Genomic DNA, 17,124 nt, shown 5'->3' with positions numbered 1-17,124 from the left:
CGATGACCCCCACGCCACCGCTTGAGCCATTTTCCTGCGCCCCGCTGATCAAAGAGATTGGCCGCGGTAAGGACGGTGCGCGCAGCCTGGCCCGCGAGCAAGCCGCAGCCCTCTACGCCGCCTTGTTGGAAGGGCGCGTGAGCGAGCTGGAAACGGGTGCAGTGATGATTGCCCTGCGCGTCAAAGGCGAATCGGTCGACGAACTCTGTGGCTTCCTCGATGGCCTGGCTGGTTACCACGCCCAATGCAGCCTTGTGGCTCAACAGGCGTTGAATGCCTTGAATGAAACCAGCCAACGCACTGGCCTGCCGGTGGTGGTGCTGCCCAGCTACAACGGTGCCCGCCGCAAACCCAATTTCACCCCCTTGCTGGCGGGCCTGCTGGCTGCGCGCGGGTATCCGGTGTTGGTGCATGGCTTGGGTACTGAGTCAGGCACACGCATCACCAGCGCCATGGTGTGGCCGCATGTGCAGTGGGGCGATGTGCCCGAACCGCATTACCTCAGCCTTCAGGATTTGAACCCGGCCTTGGCCCGCTTGCTCAATTTGCGCAATGTGTTGGGCGTGCGCAATTGCAGCCACACCTTGGTGAAACTGTGGACACCCCCCGAGTTGGCCCACAGCGCACTCATCACCAGCTATACGCACCCGGAATTCTGGCATTTGCAGCGCGAGGTGCTCTCGCGCCTTGGTCGCACCGCGCTGGTGTTGCGCGCCCATGAAGGCGAGCCCGTGGCCGCACCTTATCGCGTACCCCGCATGGATGCAGTGCGCGACGGAAGCACCTGGCCATTGGCCGAGCCTGAGCAAGTGTTTACCGAGCAGCCCGACCCCCACCCTGACATTGATGCCGTGGCCACGGGCCAGCTCATCAGCCGCTGGTTGGCAGCACCGGACCTGCTGCCGCACGGGTTTGTTCGCCAAGTGGACGCGTTTGAGCAATTGCTGAATGCGCACGTTTGATGTTCTGGTGATTGGTGCCGGTGCCGCCGGCATGCACTGCGCCGCGCAGGTGGGGCAGGGTGCCGCTGGCCGAGGGTGGCGTGTCGGTTTGCTGGACCATGCCGAAAAGCTGGCCGAGAAAATCCGCATCAGTGGCGGTGGCCGCTGCAACTTCACCAACCGCACCGTTGGGCCAGACAACTTTGTGTCGGCCGACCCCGCCTTCGCCCGCATGGCCCTGAAGGCTTACACCCCCAACCACTTCATCGCCTTGGTGCGCAAGCATCACATTCCTTTTCACGAAAAGCACAAAGGCCAGTTGTTCTGCGACCGCAGCAGTGAAGACCTCATCGCCATGCTGCAGCGGGAATGCCAGGACGCAGGTGTGCAATGGCTCAAGCCGCATTCCGTCACGGCGGTGCAGTGGGCTGATGGGTGTTTCAGGCTGGACAGCACCGCTGGCCCCTTGCAAGCCCGCCACTTGGTGGTGGCCACCGGCGGCCTGCCCGTGCCAAAAATTGGCGCAACCGATTGGGGCCTGCATCTGGCCAAACAGTTTGGCCACCGCTTGATTGACACCCGGCCTGCGCTGGTGCCTTTGACATTCGATGCCGCCCACTGGGCCCCCTTTGTCGAGTTGGCCGGGGTTTCCCTGCCAGTGCACTCGCGTGGCAGCGAACCGGCCGCCCCCTGGTTCGACGAAGATTTGCTCTTCACACACCGTGGCCTCAGCGGCCCGGCAGTGTTGCAGGCCTCCTCGTACTGGTCGCCGGGGCAGCCCATCAGCTTGAACCTGGCAGGGCAGGATGTTTCGCCGACTGAATTGGCCGCGCAGTGGGCTGGTCTGGCCTCGGGTTCACGCGCCCAACTGGACAACTGGATGGCGCAGCAACTGGCCCATTGGCCCCGCCGCCTGTTAAATACCTGGCTGAACACCAGCTTGCCCGAAGGGTTCGCCCAGCGCCGCGTGGCTGAATTGGGCAAAAAACACTGGCTGGCCTTGGCCGAGCAGGTTGCCCAGTGGCAGTTGGTGCCCACAGGCACTGAAGGCTACCGCAAAGCCGAGGTGATGCGTGGCGGCGTGGCCACAGCAGACCTCAACCCCAAGACACTGGCGTCCCGCAAAGTGCCGGGCCTGTACTTCATTGGCGAGGTGGTGGACGTCACTGGCTGGCTGGGTGGTTACAACTTCCAGTGGGCCTGGGCCAGCGCCGTGGCCGCCGCCCGTGGCATTTTGGCCCCAGGGGCTTGAGGGTTAGGCAGTTTCAGTGCTATAGTGTCGGTCTTTGCCGGGTTCCCCGGTGGTCATCTTTTACCCCAACGCTTGGGTCTTCTTGAAAATTATCAAGAAAAACAAAGGGTTGGAAAATAATTGTTTGGGATTGGAGCCTGAATGCCTTCCGTTCGCGTTAAAGAAAACGAGCCATTTGAAGTTGCCCTGCGTCGCTTCAAGCGCACCATTGAAAAAACTGGTCTGCTGACCGAACTGCGTTCACGCGAGTTCTACGAAAAGCCCACTTCCGAGCGCAAGCGCTTGAAAGCTGCTGCTGTGAAGCGCCACTACAAGCGCCTGCGCAGCCAGATGTTGCCCAAGAAAATGTATTGATTGTCCCTGCGGGCGGCCACCTTGGCTGTTCGCTCGGTTCTGCTAGGTTGTCCGCATGTCGCTCAAAGCGCAAATCCTTGAAGACATCAAGAATGCCATGAAAGCACGGGAGCAAGCCAAACTTGCTACCCTGCGCATGCTGTCAGCCGCCATCAAGCAGAAAGAAGTCGACGAACGCGTCGAACTTGGTGATGCCGCTGTGTTGGCCATCATCGAAAAGCAAATCAAGCAACGCAATGAAGCCGCCGTCCAATTTGATCAGGGCGGTCGGCCTGAGTCCGCACAAGCCGAGCGCGCAGAAGCCGCCGTGCTGGCTGCGTACTTGCCTGCCCAGCTTAGCGATTCCGACATTCAGGCCGTGATTGCCGAGTGCATCGCTGCTGTGGGTGCCCAAGGCCCCCAAGACATGGGTAAAGTCATGGGCGCGGCCAAACCAAAACTGGCAGGCCAGGCCGACATGGGTAAAGTGTCGGGCTTCATCAAAACCGCTCTGTCCAGTCTGTAATTCCCAAGCGCGTCAGGTTGCCAATTGTTGGTAACCTGTTTGTTCGTCTGAACCTTCACCCCGGTTGTTGCTGCGCATGATCCCCCAGGCATTCATCGATGATCTGCTCTACCGCGTGGACATCACCGATGTGGTGGGCCGCTACGTGCAGCTCAAGCCAGCAGGCGCCAACCTTCAGGGTCTTTGCCCCTTCCACAACGAAAAGTCACCCTCGTTCACCGTCAGTGCGTCCAAACAGTTCTACCACTGCTTTGGCTGCGGCGCGCACGGCAACGCCGTGGGCTTCTTGATGGAACACCTGGGCCTGACTTTTCCTGAAGCGGTGGAGCAACTGGCGGGCAACTTGGGCATGGATGTGCCTTACGAAAAAGGCATGGATGTGCCCGCCGAGGTGCGTTCCGAACGCGAGCAAGTGCTCGACCTGCTGGCCCAGGCGGCCAACTGGTACAAAGGGCAGCTTAAAGCCAACCCGGTGGCCATCGACTACCTGAAGGGCCGGGGGTTGACCGGCCAAATTGCCCAGCGCTTTGCCTTGGGGTATTCGCCCGACAAATACCAAAACCTTGAGGTGCTGGTGGCTGACTACAACAGCAACAGCCTTTTGGACACGGCCGGGCTGACCAAGCTGTCCGAAACCAACCGCCGGTACGATGCCTTTCGCGGGCGCATCATGTTCCCCATTCGCAACCCCAAGGGTCAGGTGATTGGTTTTGGCGGGCGGGTGTTGGGCGATGAAAAACCCAAGTACCTGAACAGCCCGGAAACCCCCGTGTTTTCTAAAGGGCACGAGGTGTATGGCCTGTTTGAGGCCCGCCAAGCCATTCACAAAATGGGCTATGTGCTGGTGACCGAAGGGTATATGGACGTGGTGGCCCTGGCCCAGTGGGGGTTTGAAAATGCGGTGGCCACCTTGGGCACGGCCGTCACCCCTGACCATGTGCAGAAGCTCTTCAAACAAACCGACCGGCTGGTGTTTTCTTTCGATGGGGATGCCGCTGGCCGCAAAGCCGCGTGGCGTGCCTTGCAGGCCTGTTTGCCCCATGTGAATGAAACCAAACGGGCTGACTTCATTTTTCTGCCGGTGGAGCACGACCCAGACTCCTTCATTCGCACCGAAGGGGCTGACGCCTTCGAGGCCATGGTGGCCCAAGCCTTGTCGCTGTCGGAATTCCTGGGCCGCCATTTGGAGCAGAACTTCCCGCTGCGCCAAATTGAAGGCACAGCGGCGGCCATCGCTTTTCTCAAGCCGCTGATTGTACAAATGCAGGCCACGGTGCTGCGCTCGTCCATGTTGCGTGGCCTGGCTGAACTGCTGGGCTGCACCCCGGTGGAATTGGCCCAGCACTTGGGTTTGAAGCGCGCTGCCGAGCGCCAGCCCTTTGTGCCCAAAGGCAAGGGCAAGTACCGCGCCGAACCGCTGGACAGGCCGATGTACACCGGCCCAAGGCCTGCGGCCAAGTCGCCCTTGCTGAGCCTTGCGGCCCGGCTGGTGCGTGCCCCACAGGCCGTGCATGAATGCGACCCGCTGGTGAGGCTTTACGAGCGGCAGGACAACCCGCCCGTGGAGGTGCACAGCTTCATGCACTTGCTGGCCAAAGTGCGGCAGGATGCGCACCTGCTGGAAGCCCGCCTGCCCAATGCCTTCAACGATGAAGTGCATCAGCAGTGGGTGAACATGGTGCTGGCCGAGGCCCGGGGTTTGGACGATTCCCTGGAATTTGAAACCGAGTTGCGTTCGGCCGTGTATCAGTGTTGCGAGGTGTGGTTCAAAGCAGAATTGGAGCGGCTTTCTGCACGCTTGCCGCTCGATGGTGAGCAGCAGGCGTGGTATCACGAATGCATGCGTCAGTTCCAGCAGTTGAAACAGAAGAGAGTTAATCAGTTATAATTACTGGTTAAGGTACGGGTTTTACCCACATTCGGGTGCGCATCGGGCAAAATTGGAACAGTCTGTGTCATGGGCTGCCCTTGAACCGGTGTTCGAGCGATTCAGCGGAATTTCATGTTCAAAATTCTCAACATTTTTTCGAAATCGCAGGAACAGAAACCCGATTCTGACCACACAACCAAGTCCGGGCCGAAATCTGTTGCGTTGCAAAACGGCCCCCAGTCCAATCCAAAGAGTTCAAAACCCTCATCAACTGCCGTAAGTGGTGGTGATGAGCAATCTGAAAAGCGCAAGGGAGCGTCATCGATGGCAGGGAAGAAGGTTTCTCCGGGCAAGGCGGGCGACAAAGCAGCCAGCGAGTCGGCTGTGGTCAAGAAAACAAGCACCAAAGCTGAAGCTGCTAAAGCAGAGGCCAAACCAGCCAAAGCCAAGGCAACTGCCAAAGCCGAGCCTGTGAAAGCTGAGGCCAAACCCGCACCCGCCAAATCCGCAAAACCCGTTAAAGCCGCTGCCGCCCCCAAGGCGGAAGCCAAGCCTGCTGCCAAGCGCAAGGCCCCAGTTGAGGAAGTTGAAGTGAGCGTTGTTGATCAGGAAGAAGCCCCCAAAAAACGTGGCCGCAAACCCAAAGTGGAAGCCGCACCCGCCGATGAGCCGGTGAGCAAGGGCCGTGGCCGCCCACCCAAGGCTGGCAAGCCCGCCACCGCCGAAGCTGAGGACACTGACGAGCTTGAAGCTGCTGCGGCCCCGGCCGATGACACGCTGGATGCCGATGTCATGGCCGATGACGACGACAGCGACGCCAAAAAGGCCGACCTGGTCATCACGCCCAAGCGTGGCCGTGGCGCCAAAGCCAAAGACAAAGCGCTGATCAATTCCGCGTACCTGTCTTCCAGCACAGCGTCTGCGCAGGAACTGGAAGCCCGCCGCACCCAGCTCAAAATGCTGATCAAGATGGGTAAGGAGCGTGGCTACCTTACCTTCGCGGAAATCAACGACCACTTGCCCGATGAAGTGACCGATGGCGAAGTGATCGACGCCATGGTCAGCACCTTCAGCGACATGGGCATCACCGTGTACGAACAGGCGCCCGACGCAGAAGCCCTGTTGATGAACGACAACGCCCCCGTGGGCACCTCGGAAGAAGACGCCGAGGAAGAAGCCGAAGCTGCGTTGAGCAACGTGGATTCCGAGTTTGGCCGCACCACCGACCCTGTCCGCATGTACATGCGTGAAATGGGCACCGTGGAACTGCTGACCCGTGAAGGCGAAATTGAAATTGCCAAGCGCATTGAAGCAGGCTTGAAAGACATGGTGCAAGCCATTTCAGCCTGCCCCGCCATTATCGAAGACGTGGTGGCCCTCAGCCAGCGCATCGCCGAAGGCGTGTTGGCTGTGGATGAAGTGGTGGACGGTATTGTTGACCCGTCCATGGACGACAGCCTGCCTGTTGAAGAGCCCGTGGCCGAAGAACTCGACGTGGATGACGAAGAGAGCGAGGATGAAGAAGGCGGCGCCAACAACTCCGGCATGTCGGCCAAGCAGCTTGAAGAACTGAAGAAAAACTCACTGGCCATTTTTGCGGACATCGACAAACAGTTCGCCAAAATGAAAAAAGCCATGGCCGACGGTGGCTACAACTCCGCCGCCTACAAAAAGGCCAAGGACGCCATCGCTGACGAGTTCATGAAAATCCGCTTCACCGCCAAGCAAGTGGAACGCCTGTGCGGCATTCTGCGCGAGCAGGTGGACAGCGTGCGCAAACTCGAAAACGTGATCTACGACATTTCCGTCAACCGCGTGGGCGTACCCCGCGAGTTCTTCCTGGAAAAGTTCAAAGGCCACGAAGTGGAAAGCAGCTGGGTGGAGGCATTCTCCAACCATGGTTCGGCTTGGTCCGACACCTTTGTGCGCAACATTCCTGCCATTCACGAATTGCAGGGCAAGCTGCGCGAAATTCAGGAGAAGGTTTCCCTGCCGCTGACTGACCTGCGCGCCATCAACAAACAGATGGTGTCCGGTGAAAACCGCGCCCGCCACGCCAAGCGTGAAATGATCGAGGCCAACTTGCGTTTGGTGATCTCGATTGCGAAGAAGTACACCAACCGTGGCTTGCAATTCCTCGACCTGATTCAGGAAGGCAACGTGGGCTTGATGAAAGCGGTGGACAAGTTTGAGTACCGCCGTGGTTACAAGTTTTCGACCTATGCCACATGGTGGATTCGCCAGGCCATTACCCGTTCCATCGCAGACCAGGCGCGCACCATCCGTATTCCGGTGCACATGATCGAAACCATCAACAAGATGAACCGCATCAGCCGCCAAATTCTGCAGGAAACCGGCATTGAGCCCGACCCAGCCACGCTGGCCGAGCGCATGGAAATGCCCGAAGACAAAATCCGCAAGATTTTGAAAATCGCGAAAGAGCCCATCTCCATGGAAACGCCCATCGGCGACGATGACGATTCCCACTTGGGCGACTTCATCGAGGACTCCACCACCCTGGCCCCACAGGACGCCGCGCAATACAGCAGCCTGCGCTATGTGACCAAGGACGTGCTGGATTCCCTCACGCCTCGCGAAGCCAAAGTGCTGCGCATGCGTTTCGGCATTGAAATGAGCACCGACCACACGCTGGAAGAAGTGGGCAAACAGTTTGACGTGACGCGTGAGCGTATTCGCCAAATTGAAGCCAAGGCCCTGCGCAAGCTGCGCCACCCCAGCCGCTCCGACAAGCTCAAGAGCTTCCTCGAAGGCGAATAAGCGCCTTCGGGTGCGTGACCGTTCACGTGTGGGGCTGTAGCTCAGCGGTTAGAGCAGAGGACTCATAATCCTTTGGTCGAGGGTTCGAACCCCTCCGGCCCTACCAAGTATTGAAAAAGCCAACCTCTCGGGGTTGGCTTTTTCGTTTCTATGGCCATCTCGCTGTGGGATTACACGCGATGAGTCGGTTACCCCGATGTTCCCCAATGCCCTTCAAAGTCGAATGACAGTTGCTTGTGGTGCTTGATCGACAACAGAAAAAGAGTACTTTCTACCTGCACGTACAGCACCAAGTAGTCGTTCATCACGTACTCACGCAGGTTGGTTGGCAAGGCACCCTTCAACGCAGTCAGTTTGGTTTTTAGTGCAGCAGCAGCGTTGCTGGCCTCCGCAGAACCGATAGTCCGGTTGAGAAATGATCCGCCCAACTCTGGGAACTGTTCAAGGTTAGGCAGTACAGTGCCAAGTAACTCGTCGATCAAGTTGTCGAATGCTTGGGGTGCTTCTGCCTCGGTCAGAAACCGCTCAATGTCAGCCAGGTTCCGCTTGAAGTTGGCGGTAAGCTTGATATTCACTCGTTTGGTCATAGGGTGCCATCAGCACTCAAGCGTTCGCACGTCGCTTTTTGATGGCGTTCAGAATGGCGCGAGCATCTTGGGTACGCCCTGCCATCACGTCATCCAAGCCTTTGGATGCTTCATCAATCAGGAGCAGGTGAATGCGCTCGCGCTCCAACTGATGGTAATAGTCGAGGCGCTTTGCATCAATGATGGCGATATAGGCCTCACCGTTCTTGGTGATGAGTTTTTCAGCACCGCCCTTTACGTCTTCAGCCAGTTCAGAGAAGTTGGCTCGGGCTTGGGACAAAGGAATCACATCGCTTGCTGAGAATGTCATGGGCGCCTCCGGCCTATGATAATGGTACAAAATCTTGTACATTCTACCCTTGCTTCATGGGCCTATCAACAACATGGTCCCAAAAGGGGAGTACCTGAATAGAGGCTCGTTCCCGTTAGGTTTACTTTAAAACTCCGGCACAGGCTGGTCTGGCCGCACCATATCGAGGGCGTGCACATGGCAGACCTAAGCCAGCTACATCCCCTCATGCCCAGAGTTTGTATGCTCACAGGTTGATCAATGCTGAGTTGGTTGGTACGCATGCAAGAATGCAAGTTCAATTTGAGTGGGTGGCCCATTGAAGGAACATCGCTTAGGGCGTTTGGCAGGGTGCTTGTGCGATGAGTCAAATTTGGAAAATCCTCGCGCTTCTGATTGCTTTCATCACGATGCCTTTGGCCATGGCCCACTACTGGGTAGGCAACCCAGAAAACTTCCCTAGGGTACCCGCGGCGCTGTGGGCTTTTGCTGATTCGCTGTATCAATCCAAAAACGGTGAGGAGTTGGCCGACCTTGAGTTTCTGGTGATCTGGTTGATTTCACTAGTCCTGCTTTCGGCGGCATTCTTTGGTTCTCGGAAAGTTATTGCGATGATTCGCCCTCACTGAATCAGTAGCATTTCCCTAAACCAGCCCAACCCCAGCGGCCTGGTTGTTTTGTATGATCTGAATCTAAGCACAATGTAAACCCCGACCTAGATTCATGACCACACAAGCCCACTTGCCTCACCCCCTAACCACAGTGTGCGCAGCATGACCGCGCCGCTTTCCATCGCTGTCATCGGCAGTGGCATGGCCGGCCTGGCGGCTGCCCGCTTGTGTCAGGAGGCCGGGCACCGCGTCGCGGTGTTTGAGGCGCAGCAGGGCCATGGCATGGACGCGCACAGCCTTCAATTGGATGGCGGCAATGTGGATGTGCCGCTTCGGGTGATGAACCCACAGGCGTGGCGCAGTGTGATTGCTTTGGCAGCATCGGTGGGCGTGGGCACATTTGCAGTGGACACGTACACCGCCTGCAGTTGGGACGACGGTGAAACCTGGTTGCGAAGCAGCCGCTTGCCGTTGCTCGGCCTGCCTTGGGTGGCGGAGTGGCGTTATTTGAACCGCAACAGCCTGCGTGTGGCCCAAGGGTTTGTGCAGTTGCGCCGTGCAGCGCGGCAATTGCAGGAGCAGGCTGACGATGGGCGGACTTTGGCGGGTTTTCTCGCCCAAAACCCGATTGACCCCCTGTTTTGGCGTGGGCTGATTTTGCCCATTCTCACCACCATTTGCACCTGCAGTGAGGCCCACCTGTTGGCGTGGCCTGCGCGTGATTTGATGGCGATTGTGGACACCATTGTGCATGGCGAACGCCTGCGCCGTTTGCAGGGTGGAACCCCCGCACTGGTGGCCGGGCTTGCACGCGGTTTGAACCTGATTGCGGGCAGCCCGGTGGTGCAGGTGCACCGCAATGGCGACAAGACAACCGTGCGCAATGCGCGTGGCGATGCCGTTGAGGCCGACTATGTAATTGTGGCCACACAGGCCAATCAGTTGAAGTTTTTGGACCCGCAGGCGCACGCCCGCGAGTTGGCCTTGCTCAGTGGCATTCGTTTTGACCAGGGCGAGTTGTGGGTGCACCGCGACACGCGTTTTTTGCCCACGCGCAAGAAGGATTGGTCGGCCTTGAATTACCGCATGGACCGCGATTTGAAGCAGGCCACCTTCACCGTGTTGGTGAACGCGGTGGAGCCTACCCTTAAAACCGATGCGCCTGTGTTGCAAACCTGGAACCCGCTGTTTGAACCGGACCCAGCGCAGGTGATTGCGCGTGTGCCGTTTGAGCGTGCGGTGGTGCATGGGGGCACAAGGGCCGTGCAAGACGCGCTGGCGATGATGCACACTGAACCGGAACGCCGTGTGTTTTTCTGCGGGTCGTGGGCTTACCCGGGCGTGCCTTTGCTGGAATCGGCGGTGCGCAGTGCCATGGCGGTGGCGCAGTGCCTGAAGGTGCCAGTGCCTGCCACCTTGTTGGCATGAGCAAAGCCAAGCGCTACCGAATTTCAACCGCACTGCTGCACGACGGCACAGCAGCCTGGGCCAACCTTGGGCTGTGGGCCACTGGCACCCCCAGTTATGCAGAGGCGGCGGCAGCACTGGCCGACAGGCACTGGCACTTGGCCCAACCCGCGCCCGGTTCACGACTGTTGGACGCAGGCTGTGGCTACGGCGAAAGCCTGCGCCGCTGGCAGGCTTTGGACCCCACCGTGAAATTGACCGCCCTTGAAGTGCAGCCCGGCTGTATTGAACAATTGGTGCAGCAGGGTTGGCCCACAGTTCAAGGCCGATTCGACACCTTGCCTTTGCCTGCAGGCTTACCGCCCAAGCAGCATGACACCTTGATGTGTATTGATGCCGCTTACCACGCCAGTAGCCTCAGGAATTTTTCCCAATTTGCTGCACAGGCACTGGCCACGGGCGGCGTGTTGGTGTTCAGCACCCTGTTGCTGGCACCCACTGTCAGCGCCAGCACGCGCCGCCGGCTGCGCATGGCAGGCATCCCCAGCGAAAGCCAGGTGGATGAGGCGCAACTTCAGCAAGCCTTGAACAGCGCGGGCTTCAAACTACTTGAGCTGATTGACCTGAACGCAGAAGGCGAGGGGGTACTGGCTGGTTTTTCGGCCTACGCCACGCAACGTGCACGGGCCTTGACCCTGCGCCAGCGGCTTTCCCCGGCGTGGTGGAAAATTGCGATGACTGGGCGGCTGTGTGCAAGGCTGTCGGCCGACACTGGGGTGCGCTATGCGTTGATTAAGGCCGAGTATGTGAATTCGGGAAGTTTTCCCTAGGGCGGGTTGTGGCCCCCTCTTAAGCTTGCTGATGATTCAGTCTGTTTAAGTTGAGGGAACACAATGTTTGCATTTCGAAACACCGCCATGGCCAGCGCAGTCATGGTCTTGATAGGCCAGGCTGGTTTGGCCTTTGCTGATGAGAAGGCCCTGCCGGGCGTCGAGGTGTCTGGCTCCAGTATTCTGCCATCGAACATCGAAAACTTGCCGGGGTCGTCCTACGTGGTGGACAGCAAGCAGTTGGAGTTGCGCCAACCATTGACTGTGTTGGAACTGGTGCGTGAAGTGCCGGGCGTGCATGTGGTCAGTGAGGACACGGCTGGTACCCACCTGAACATTGGTCTGCGTGGCTTGAACCCACGCCGAAGCTCTCGCACGTTGTTGTTGGAAGATGGAGCTCCTGTGGTGTTTTTCGCACCGTATGGTGACCCGTCCGCTCATTATTCAACGCCGCTGGAACGCATCGACCGAGTGGAGGTACTGAAGGGGTCTGGCCAGGTGTTGTATGGCCCGCAAACCTTGGGTGGAATGATCAACTTTGTGACTAAACCTGTGCCGCGCAATGGCTTTGAGGGTTCAGCTCGACTCTCCGCAGGTACCGATGGGTACAGGGGCGCCCACTTGAACATGGGTACAGGATCGGAGCAGGGCGGTATCATGATCGACCTGTTGCGCCGGGAGGGTGATGGTATCCGTCAACAACATGGGTTCGAGATTCAAGACATCGCGGTCAAAGGGCAGTTGAACATCAACAGTCAGCACAGCATCACGGCCAAGTACAGCCATTTTGAAGAGGATTCCCTGTTCAGTGAAACCGGGTTGACTGCTCAGGAATACCTGAACAACCCTTATTCTTTGCCGGGCAGTGAGGGGGAACGCTTCACCATGGACCGCGATACCCTGCAGTTGATTCACCGTTGGGAGTTGGGTGAAGGCGCGCGGTTGACGTCTCAGTTTTACCACAGCAGCATCAAGCGTCAGTCTCGACGCTCGCGTGAGTTTGAGCCAGACGATAACACCACGGGTGAGGGTGATTTGGCCACCGCAGATTTTGCGATTCGCCCCCGCGAGTATGAGGTGTGGGGCATTGAACCCAAACTGGAATTCAAGCATTCAGCATTTGGCGTGAGTAGTGAGGCCGTGATCGGAATGCGCTATCACAAGGAGGACATAGACCGGAAAAAATTCCTGCTCAGTTCCTTGTATGGCAGCGTGACCAACTTCGATGAGCGCCTGCTGGTTGATGTGGAATCAACCGCGTTTTATGCACAAAACACGTTCTTGACTGGCAACTGGACGGTGACACCGGGTTTGCGTGTTGAGCGTATGGACTTAACCAAAACCCTGTTTGTGGAAGATGGGGCCAACCCCTTGCAGTTTGTGCAGGCGGACCGTTTACAAAGCAGCAAAACCGAGACTTTGCCGGGCTTGGGTTTTACATGGAATGGCTTGTCGAACATGACGGTGTTCGGTGGCGTGCATCGGGGCTTTGCGCCGCCACGCCCGGACCGTGACGTCACCAACAATATGTTGCAGCGCGTGACGCCTGAGCTGGCCACCATCAGCGAGTTTGGATTGCGTGGTCAGGTGCGCTCGGGCACTTGGGAAGCCACACTGTTCAATATGGACATCAAAGACCTTGTGGTACAAGCAGGGGGCGTATTCCGAAATGAAGGACGAGCCAAACACACGGGGCTTGAACTGGCTGGCCGCCTGAATTTGGGTGAGTTGTTTGCGAACAAAGCAAACCCATATTTCGTCAGCATGGCCTACACCAACCTGTTTACCGCCAAATTCAAGGATTCGGGTGTTGTGGGCGGTGAGGGAGAGGACGGTTATGGGGATTATCAGGCCGGCAACCGTTTGCCGTATGCGCCCAAACACACGCTGGCGTTGAACCTGTCGTACGAAGCTGCACAGTGGAAGGCCAGGGTGGGGGCTACGCATTTGAGCCGGCAATTTGCGAATACCGAAAATCTGACTGGTACAGGTGCCGCCGGATTCTGTACCACCGGAAACTTGGGTTTGTGCGGTTTGTATGGTGAGATTGAGGCAGTGACACTGGTAAACGCGGGCATGAGTTACCAGCCCACCGGAAGCAAGGTGGGGTATTTCCTGAATGCCGAGAACCTGACTGACAAGCAATATATTGCGGCGCGAACCAATGGTATTCAGCCGGGCCGTGGCCGCCAAGTGATAGCGGGTATCAATGTGCGTTTCTGAACGTCGGAAATCCGGGTAATCTGAGCAGTCAAACTACCCGGATATTCTCTGCGAGAGGAAGCCAACATGAGCACCAATGAACGCAAACCCATTCCACGGTTGGAGGACAACTACACCGAGGAAGCCGCTCAGGCTCGCCGCACTTTTCTGGAAGCACAAAGTGGCGCGGCGCTGACACACACCGGGCATTACAGCCTGCCGCCTGCAAGCCTGCGCAACAACACCGAGAACTTCATTGGTGTGGTGCAAATGCCGGTGGGCGTGGCTGGGCCGGTGTTGATACACGGTGAGCATGCGCAGGGTTGGTTTTATGTGCCGATGGCCACTACGGAAGGCACGCTGGTGGCCAGCTACAGCCGGGGTATGCGGATGCTGTCGGAATCGGGCGGCGTGAAAACCACGGTGGTGGAAGAGTTCATGCAGCGTGCACCGCTGTTCGAGTTTGAAGATGCCCGCGCAGCCAAGCGGTTCTTAGCGTGGGTGGATGAACAGGTTGATGAAATTCGACGGGTTGCAGAATCCACCACTGGCCATGGCAAGTTGGTGCACATTCAGCGCTGGCAAATCGCCCGCATGGTGTACACGCGTTTTAACTACACCACGGGCGATGCCGCCGGACAGAACATGTGTGGCAAAGCCACCCACGCGGCGGCACAGTGGATATTGAAGAACAGCCCCGAGGCGGTGACGCATTTCGCCCTGAGCGGTGCCACTGAGACTGACAAAAAACATTCGCACATGAACCTGATGCACAGCCGGGGCAAGCGGGTGATTGCTGAGGCCGTGGTGCAGCGCGAGGTGCTACAACGCTTGGCCCGCACCACGCCCGAGGTGATTTTCAAGCAACGCCAGCGCAGTGCCATTGGCAACCAATTGGCTGGCTCGGCTTACAGTGGGCCCCATTCGGCCAACGGCATTGCAGCCCTGTTCATTGCCACTGGGCAGGATGAAGCCAATGTGGTGGAAAGCCACGCAGGCTTTGTGTTCATGGATTTAACGGCCGAGGGCAACCTGTACATGTCCGTCACTTTGCCTTCGGTGATTTGTGCCACGCGGGGTGGCGGCACTGGCCTTTCCACGCAGGCGGAGTGCTTGGCCATGCTGGGTTGCCAGGGTGAAGGCAAGGCCCGCAAGCTGGCTGAAATTGTGGGGGCCACGGTGTTGGCCGGGGACTTGTCGCTGGTGTCGGCGATTATGGCCGATGAGTGGGTGTCTTCTCACGACGCGTATGGGCGTAACCGTTAGGCTCAGGGTTTGAGCCTGTTTTGAAAAATACACGATTTGTAACATTCACTTGTCAAACTCTGCCGATTCGGATCACAACGATTCACGGCAGAGGACAAGAACATGAAATTCAAGACAGGTTTGTTGGCCATCAGCGCAGCCTTTGCGCTGGCTTCGTGCAACAGCGATGATGCACCCGTGTTGAGCGGCCGTTTTGTGGACGCGCCCGTTGCGGGCATGGCCTACCGCACACCCACACTCAGCGGCACCACCAACGCCAACGGCGTGTTCAGCTACAGGGCTGGCGAATCGGTGGTGTTTTCCATTGGGGGTGTGGACCTGCCGGCCGTACCCGGCGCGGCCATGGTGACGCCGCAGCAGATGGCACCAACCACATCCGTGTCTGAACCCGCCACTTTGGCCATTGCCCGCTTCTTGCAAGCGCTGGACAGCGATGACAACCCCGGCAACGGCTTGACGGTGGTGGCCACTCGGCTGCTGGCGGGTGCCCGTACACCAGCGAGTTGGGCGGCGGCTGACCCTGCAACCTTGGTGGCTGCTGGCGTGACTGTGCCCAGCGAAGCCAAGGCCGTGAAGCACTTGAGTGAATCGGTGGCTGCCGAGTCGAATTTGCCCAGGGCTACCTTGGTGGGGCGTTACGGTTCTGGCGCTGCTGGTGTGGCTGAAATTGTGGCGTATCACGAAGCCAGCCGGTCTGAATTCCATGTGATTGACACGGCGGCCAACCCGTCCAGCGTGCAACGCATCAGCCTGGCGAATTTGCCGACGACTGCCTTGGCCAACCCCACCACCGCCAGCAACCTGACGATTGCGGAAACCATTGATGTGGCCGCCAGTGTGAACGACGCGGGTTTCACTGCCGGTGGTGTTCAAAGCCTGGACATCTTCGGCAACCTGATGGCGGTGGCTGTGCAAGCCAACCCGAAGACAAACCCCGGTGTGATTGCGTTTTATCGTTTGGCGGCCAATGGCCAAGCCACCTATTTGAAGAAAGTGGTGGTGGGTACACAGCCCGATTCAGTGGTGTTTTCTCCAGACGGCACCAAATTGCTGGTGCCCAACGAGGGTGAATTGAGCAACACCTTCCGCACCGACGGCATTGACCCTGATGGTTCAATTTCCATCATCGCGATCAACCAGGGCACCCCTGCAGACACGGCCACAACGCTGGGCTTCATGGATTTCAACACCGGTGGCTCGCGTGCCAGTGAAGTGCCCGCGGGCTACCGCATTGGCCGCCCCGGGGCCACCTTGGCGCAGGACACTGAGCCTGAGTACATCGCTATTTCCCCGGACAGCAAAACGGCGGTGGTGACTTTGCAGGAAAACAATGCACTGGCCGTGGTGGACTTGACCACAGCCCGAATCACCAAACTGATTGCCTTGGGTTACAAAGACTTCGGCCAGAAACGCAATGCGATTGCCCCTTCTGACCGTGCTGCGAAACTGGACCCACCCGAGTTGCGCACCTTGAACAATCTGTTTGGTGCCTACATGCCTGACGGTGTTTCGCTGATCACCAGCAACGGCAAGCTGTATGCCTTGATTGCCAATGAAGGCGATGACCGCAACGACTTTTTGGCCGCCGAAGAAACTGCACGATTGAGCACACTCTCGCTGGACCCGGTTGCATTCCCCAATGCCGCCAACGACCAAGTGGCTGGCGCGTTTGGCCGCTTGACCGTGTTCAAGAGCACAGGCACCGGGGCTTTTGGTGATGAGAATAACGACGGCAAGTACGACAAGCTGTATGTGCTCGGTGGCCGCTCGTTTTCGGTGATTGATGTGGCCACAGGCCAAATGGTGTACGACAGTGGCGCTGACTTCGAGCGGATTGTGTACGGCATCGCTGACCAAACCGCCGACACCACCACGCGCACCGCGTTGTTCAGGGGCTATGCCGACCGGTACGACAACAAAGGCCCAGAACCGGAAAGCATTGTGACCGGTGTGGTGAAAGGCCGCACACTGGCGTTCATCGGTTTGGAGCGCACGAGCGCCATCATGATGTACGACATCACCAACCCCTTGGCCCCGGTGTTCGTGCAGTTGCTGCAAAACACCACTGACCTGACCACGGGCGACATTTCCCCCGAGGGTTTGAAGTTTGTGCCCGCCGACAAATCACCCAACGGCAAGGCCTTGCTGATTGCCGGTTATGGTGATGTCAGCGGTACGGTGGCGGTGTACACCATCGACTGAAATCGCTTCAGTGAACCATTAAAAGCCCGG

At 58.2% G+C, this 17,124-nt stretch carries 14 protein-coding genes and 1 tRNA gene; 13 read left to right on the top strand and 2 right to left on the bottom strand.

Annotation, left to right across the window (positions count from 1 at the left end):
- Positions 1-2: 2 nt before the first annotated feature.
- From ybiB to ACK4FF_RS11235, 7 genes are all read left to right on the top strand, one after another.
- Positions 3-962, top strand: a complete 960-nt coding sequence (ybiB, locus tag ACK4FF_RS11265; RefSeq protein ID WP_409709021.1) for a DNA-binding protein YbiB — start codon at positions 3-5, stop codon at positions 960-962.
- Complete coding sequence (locus ACK4FF_RS11260; RefSeq protein ID WP_409709018.1) at positions 949-2,193, top strand: NAD(P)/FAD-dependent oxidoreductase; 1,245 nt, start codon at positions 949-951, stop codon at positions 2,191-2,193. Before ybiB ends, ACK4FF_RS11260 begins: the two co-directional genes overlap by 14 nt.
- 141 nt (positions 2,194-2,334) lie before the next feature.
- On the top strand, positions 2,335-2,547 hold the full coding sequence (gene rpsU, locus ACK4FF_RS11255; protein WP_256764755.1) for a 30S ribosomal protein S21: 213 nt from the start codon (positions 2,335-2,337) through the stop codon (positions 2,545-2,547).
- Between the two features lie 55 nt (positions 2,548-2,602).
- Positions 2,603-3,052: a GatB/YqeY domain-containing protein gene (locus ACK4FF_RS11250; RefSeq protein WP_409709015.1), complete on the top strand. Its 450-nt coding sequence runs from the start codon at positions 2,603-2,605 to the stop codon at positions 3,050-3,052.
- 76 nt (positions 3,053-3,128) lie between these two features.
- On the top strand, positions 3,129-4,940 hold the full coding sequence (gene dnaG, locus ACK4FF_RS11245) for a DNA primase (RefSeq protein ID WP_409709012.1): 1,812 nt from the start codon (positions 3,129-3,131) through the stop codon (positions 4,938-4,940).
- A gap of 306 nt (positions 4,941-5,246) precedes the next feature.
- Complete coding sequence (gene rpoD / locus ACK4FF_RS11240; protein WP_409709009.1) at positions 5,247-7,700, top strand: RNA polymerase sigma factor RpoD; 2,454 nt, start codon at positions 5,247-5,249, stop codon at positions 7,698-7,700.
- Between the two features lie 30 nt (positions 7,701-7,730).
- A tRNA-Ile gene (locus ACK4FF_RS11235) sits at positions 7,731-7,806 on the top strand.
- An 82-nt stretch (positions 7,807-7,888) separates the two neighbouring features.
- Here ACK4FF_RS11235 and ACK4FF_RS11230 read toward each other — a convergent pair.
- Positions 7,889-8,275 (bottom strand): type II toxin-antitoxin system RelE/ParE family toxin, encoded by a 387-nt coding sequence (locus ACK4FF_RS11230; RefSeq protein ID WP_409709006.1) that lies wholly within the window; start codon positions 8,273-8,275, stop codon positions 7,889-7,891.
- A 28-nt stretch (positions 8,276-8,303) separates the two neighbouring features.
- Complete coding sequence (locus ACK4FF_RS11225) at positions 8,304-8,597, bottom strand: type II toxin-antitoxin system Phd/YefM family antitoxin (protein WP_409709003.1); 294 nt, start codon at positions 8,595-8,597, stop codon at positions 8,304-8,306.
- Between the two features lie 341 nt (positions 8,598-8,938).
- Between ACK4FF_RS11225 and ACK4FF_RS11220 the strand changes: the two genes are divergently transcribed.
- The 6 genes from ACK4FF_RS11220 to ACK4FF_RS11195 all read left to right on the top strand — a co-directional run bounded on the left by ACK4FF_RS11220 (position 8,939) and on the right by ACK4FF_RS11195 (position 17,094).
- Positions 8,939-9,205, top strand: a complete 267-nt coding sequence (locus tag ACK4FF_RS11220; protein ID WP_409709000.1) for a hypothetical protein — start codon at positions 8,939-8,941, stop codon at positions 9,203-9,205.
- Positions 9,206-9,349: 144 nt separating this feature from the next.
- The gene (locus tag ACK4FF_RS11215; RefSeq protein ID WP_409708997.1) at positions 9,350-10,615 is read left to right on the top strand and encodes an FAD-dependent oxidoreductase; all 1,266 of its coding nucleotides are present in this window, start codon (positions 9,350-9,352) and stop codon (positions 10,613-10,615) included.
- Positions 10,612-11,424: a class I SAM-dependent methyltransferase gene (locus tag ACK4FF_RS11210; protein ID WP_409708994.1), complete on the top strand. Its 813-nt coding sequence runs from the start codon at positions 10,612-10,614 to the stop codon at positions 11,422-11,424. The genes ACK4FF_RS11215 and ACK4FF_RS11210 overlap by 4 nt, the downstream gene beginning before the upstream one ends.
- Positions 11,425-11,487: 63 nt before the next feature.
- The gene (locus ACK4FF_RS11205) at positions 11,488-13,647 is read left to right on the top strand and encodes a TonB-dependent receptor family protein (RefSeq protein WP_409708991.1); all 2,160 of its coding nucleotides are present in this window, start codon (positions 11,488-11,490) and stop codon (positions 13,645-13,647) included.
- Positions 13,648-13,713: 66 nt separating this feature from the next.
- Entirely contained in the window at positions 13,714-14,892 is a 1,179-nt protein-coding gene (locus tag ACK4FF_RS11200; protein ID WP_409708988.1) for a hydroxymethylglutaryl-CoA reductase, read from the top strand.
- 102 nt (positions 14,893-14,994) lie between these two features.
- Positions 14,995-17,094: a choice-of-anchor I family protein gene (locus ACK4FF_RS11195; RefSeq protein ID WP_409708985.1), complete on the top strand. Its 2,100-nt coding sequence runs from the start codon at positions 14,995-14,997 to the stop codon at positions 17,092-17,094.
- Positions 17,095-17,124 lie beyond the last annotated feature (30 nt).

The sequence above is a fragment of the Limnobacter sp. genome (assembly GCF_046297615.1).
Lineage (GTDB): Bacteria > Pseudomonadota > Gammaproteobacteria > Burkholderiales > Burkholderiaceae_B > Limnobacter.
The sequence above is the reverse complement of the archived record's forward strand: the minus strand, read 5'-3'. Positions and strand labels throughout refer to the sequence as shown.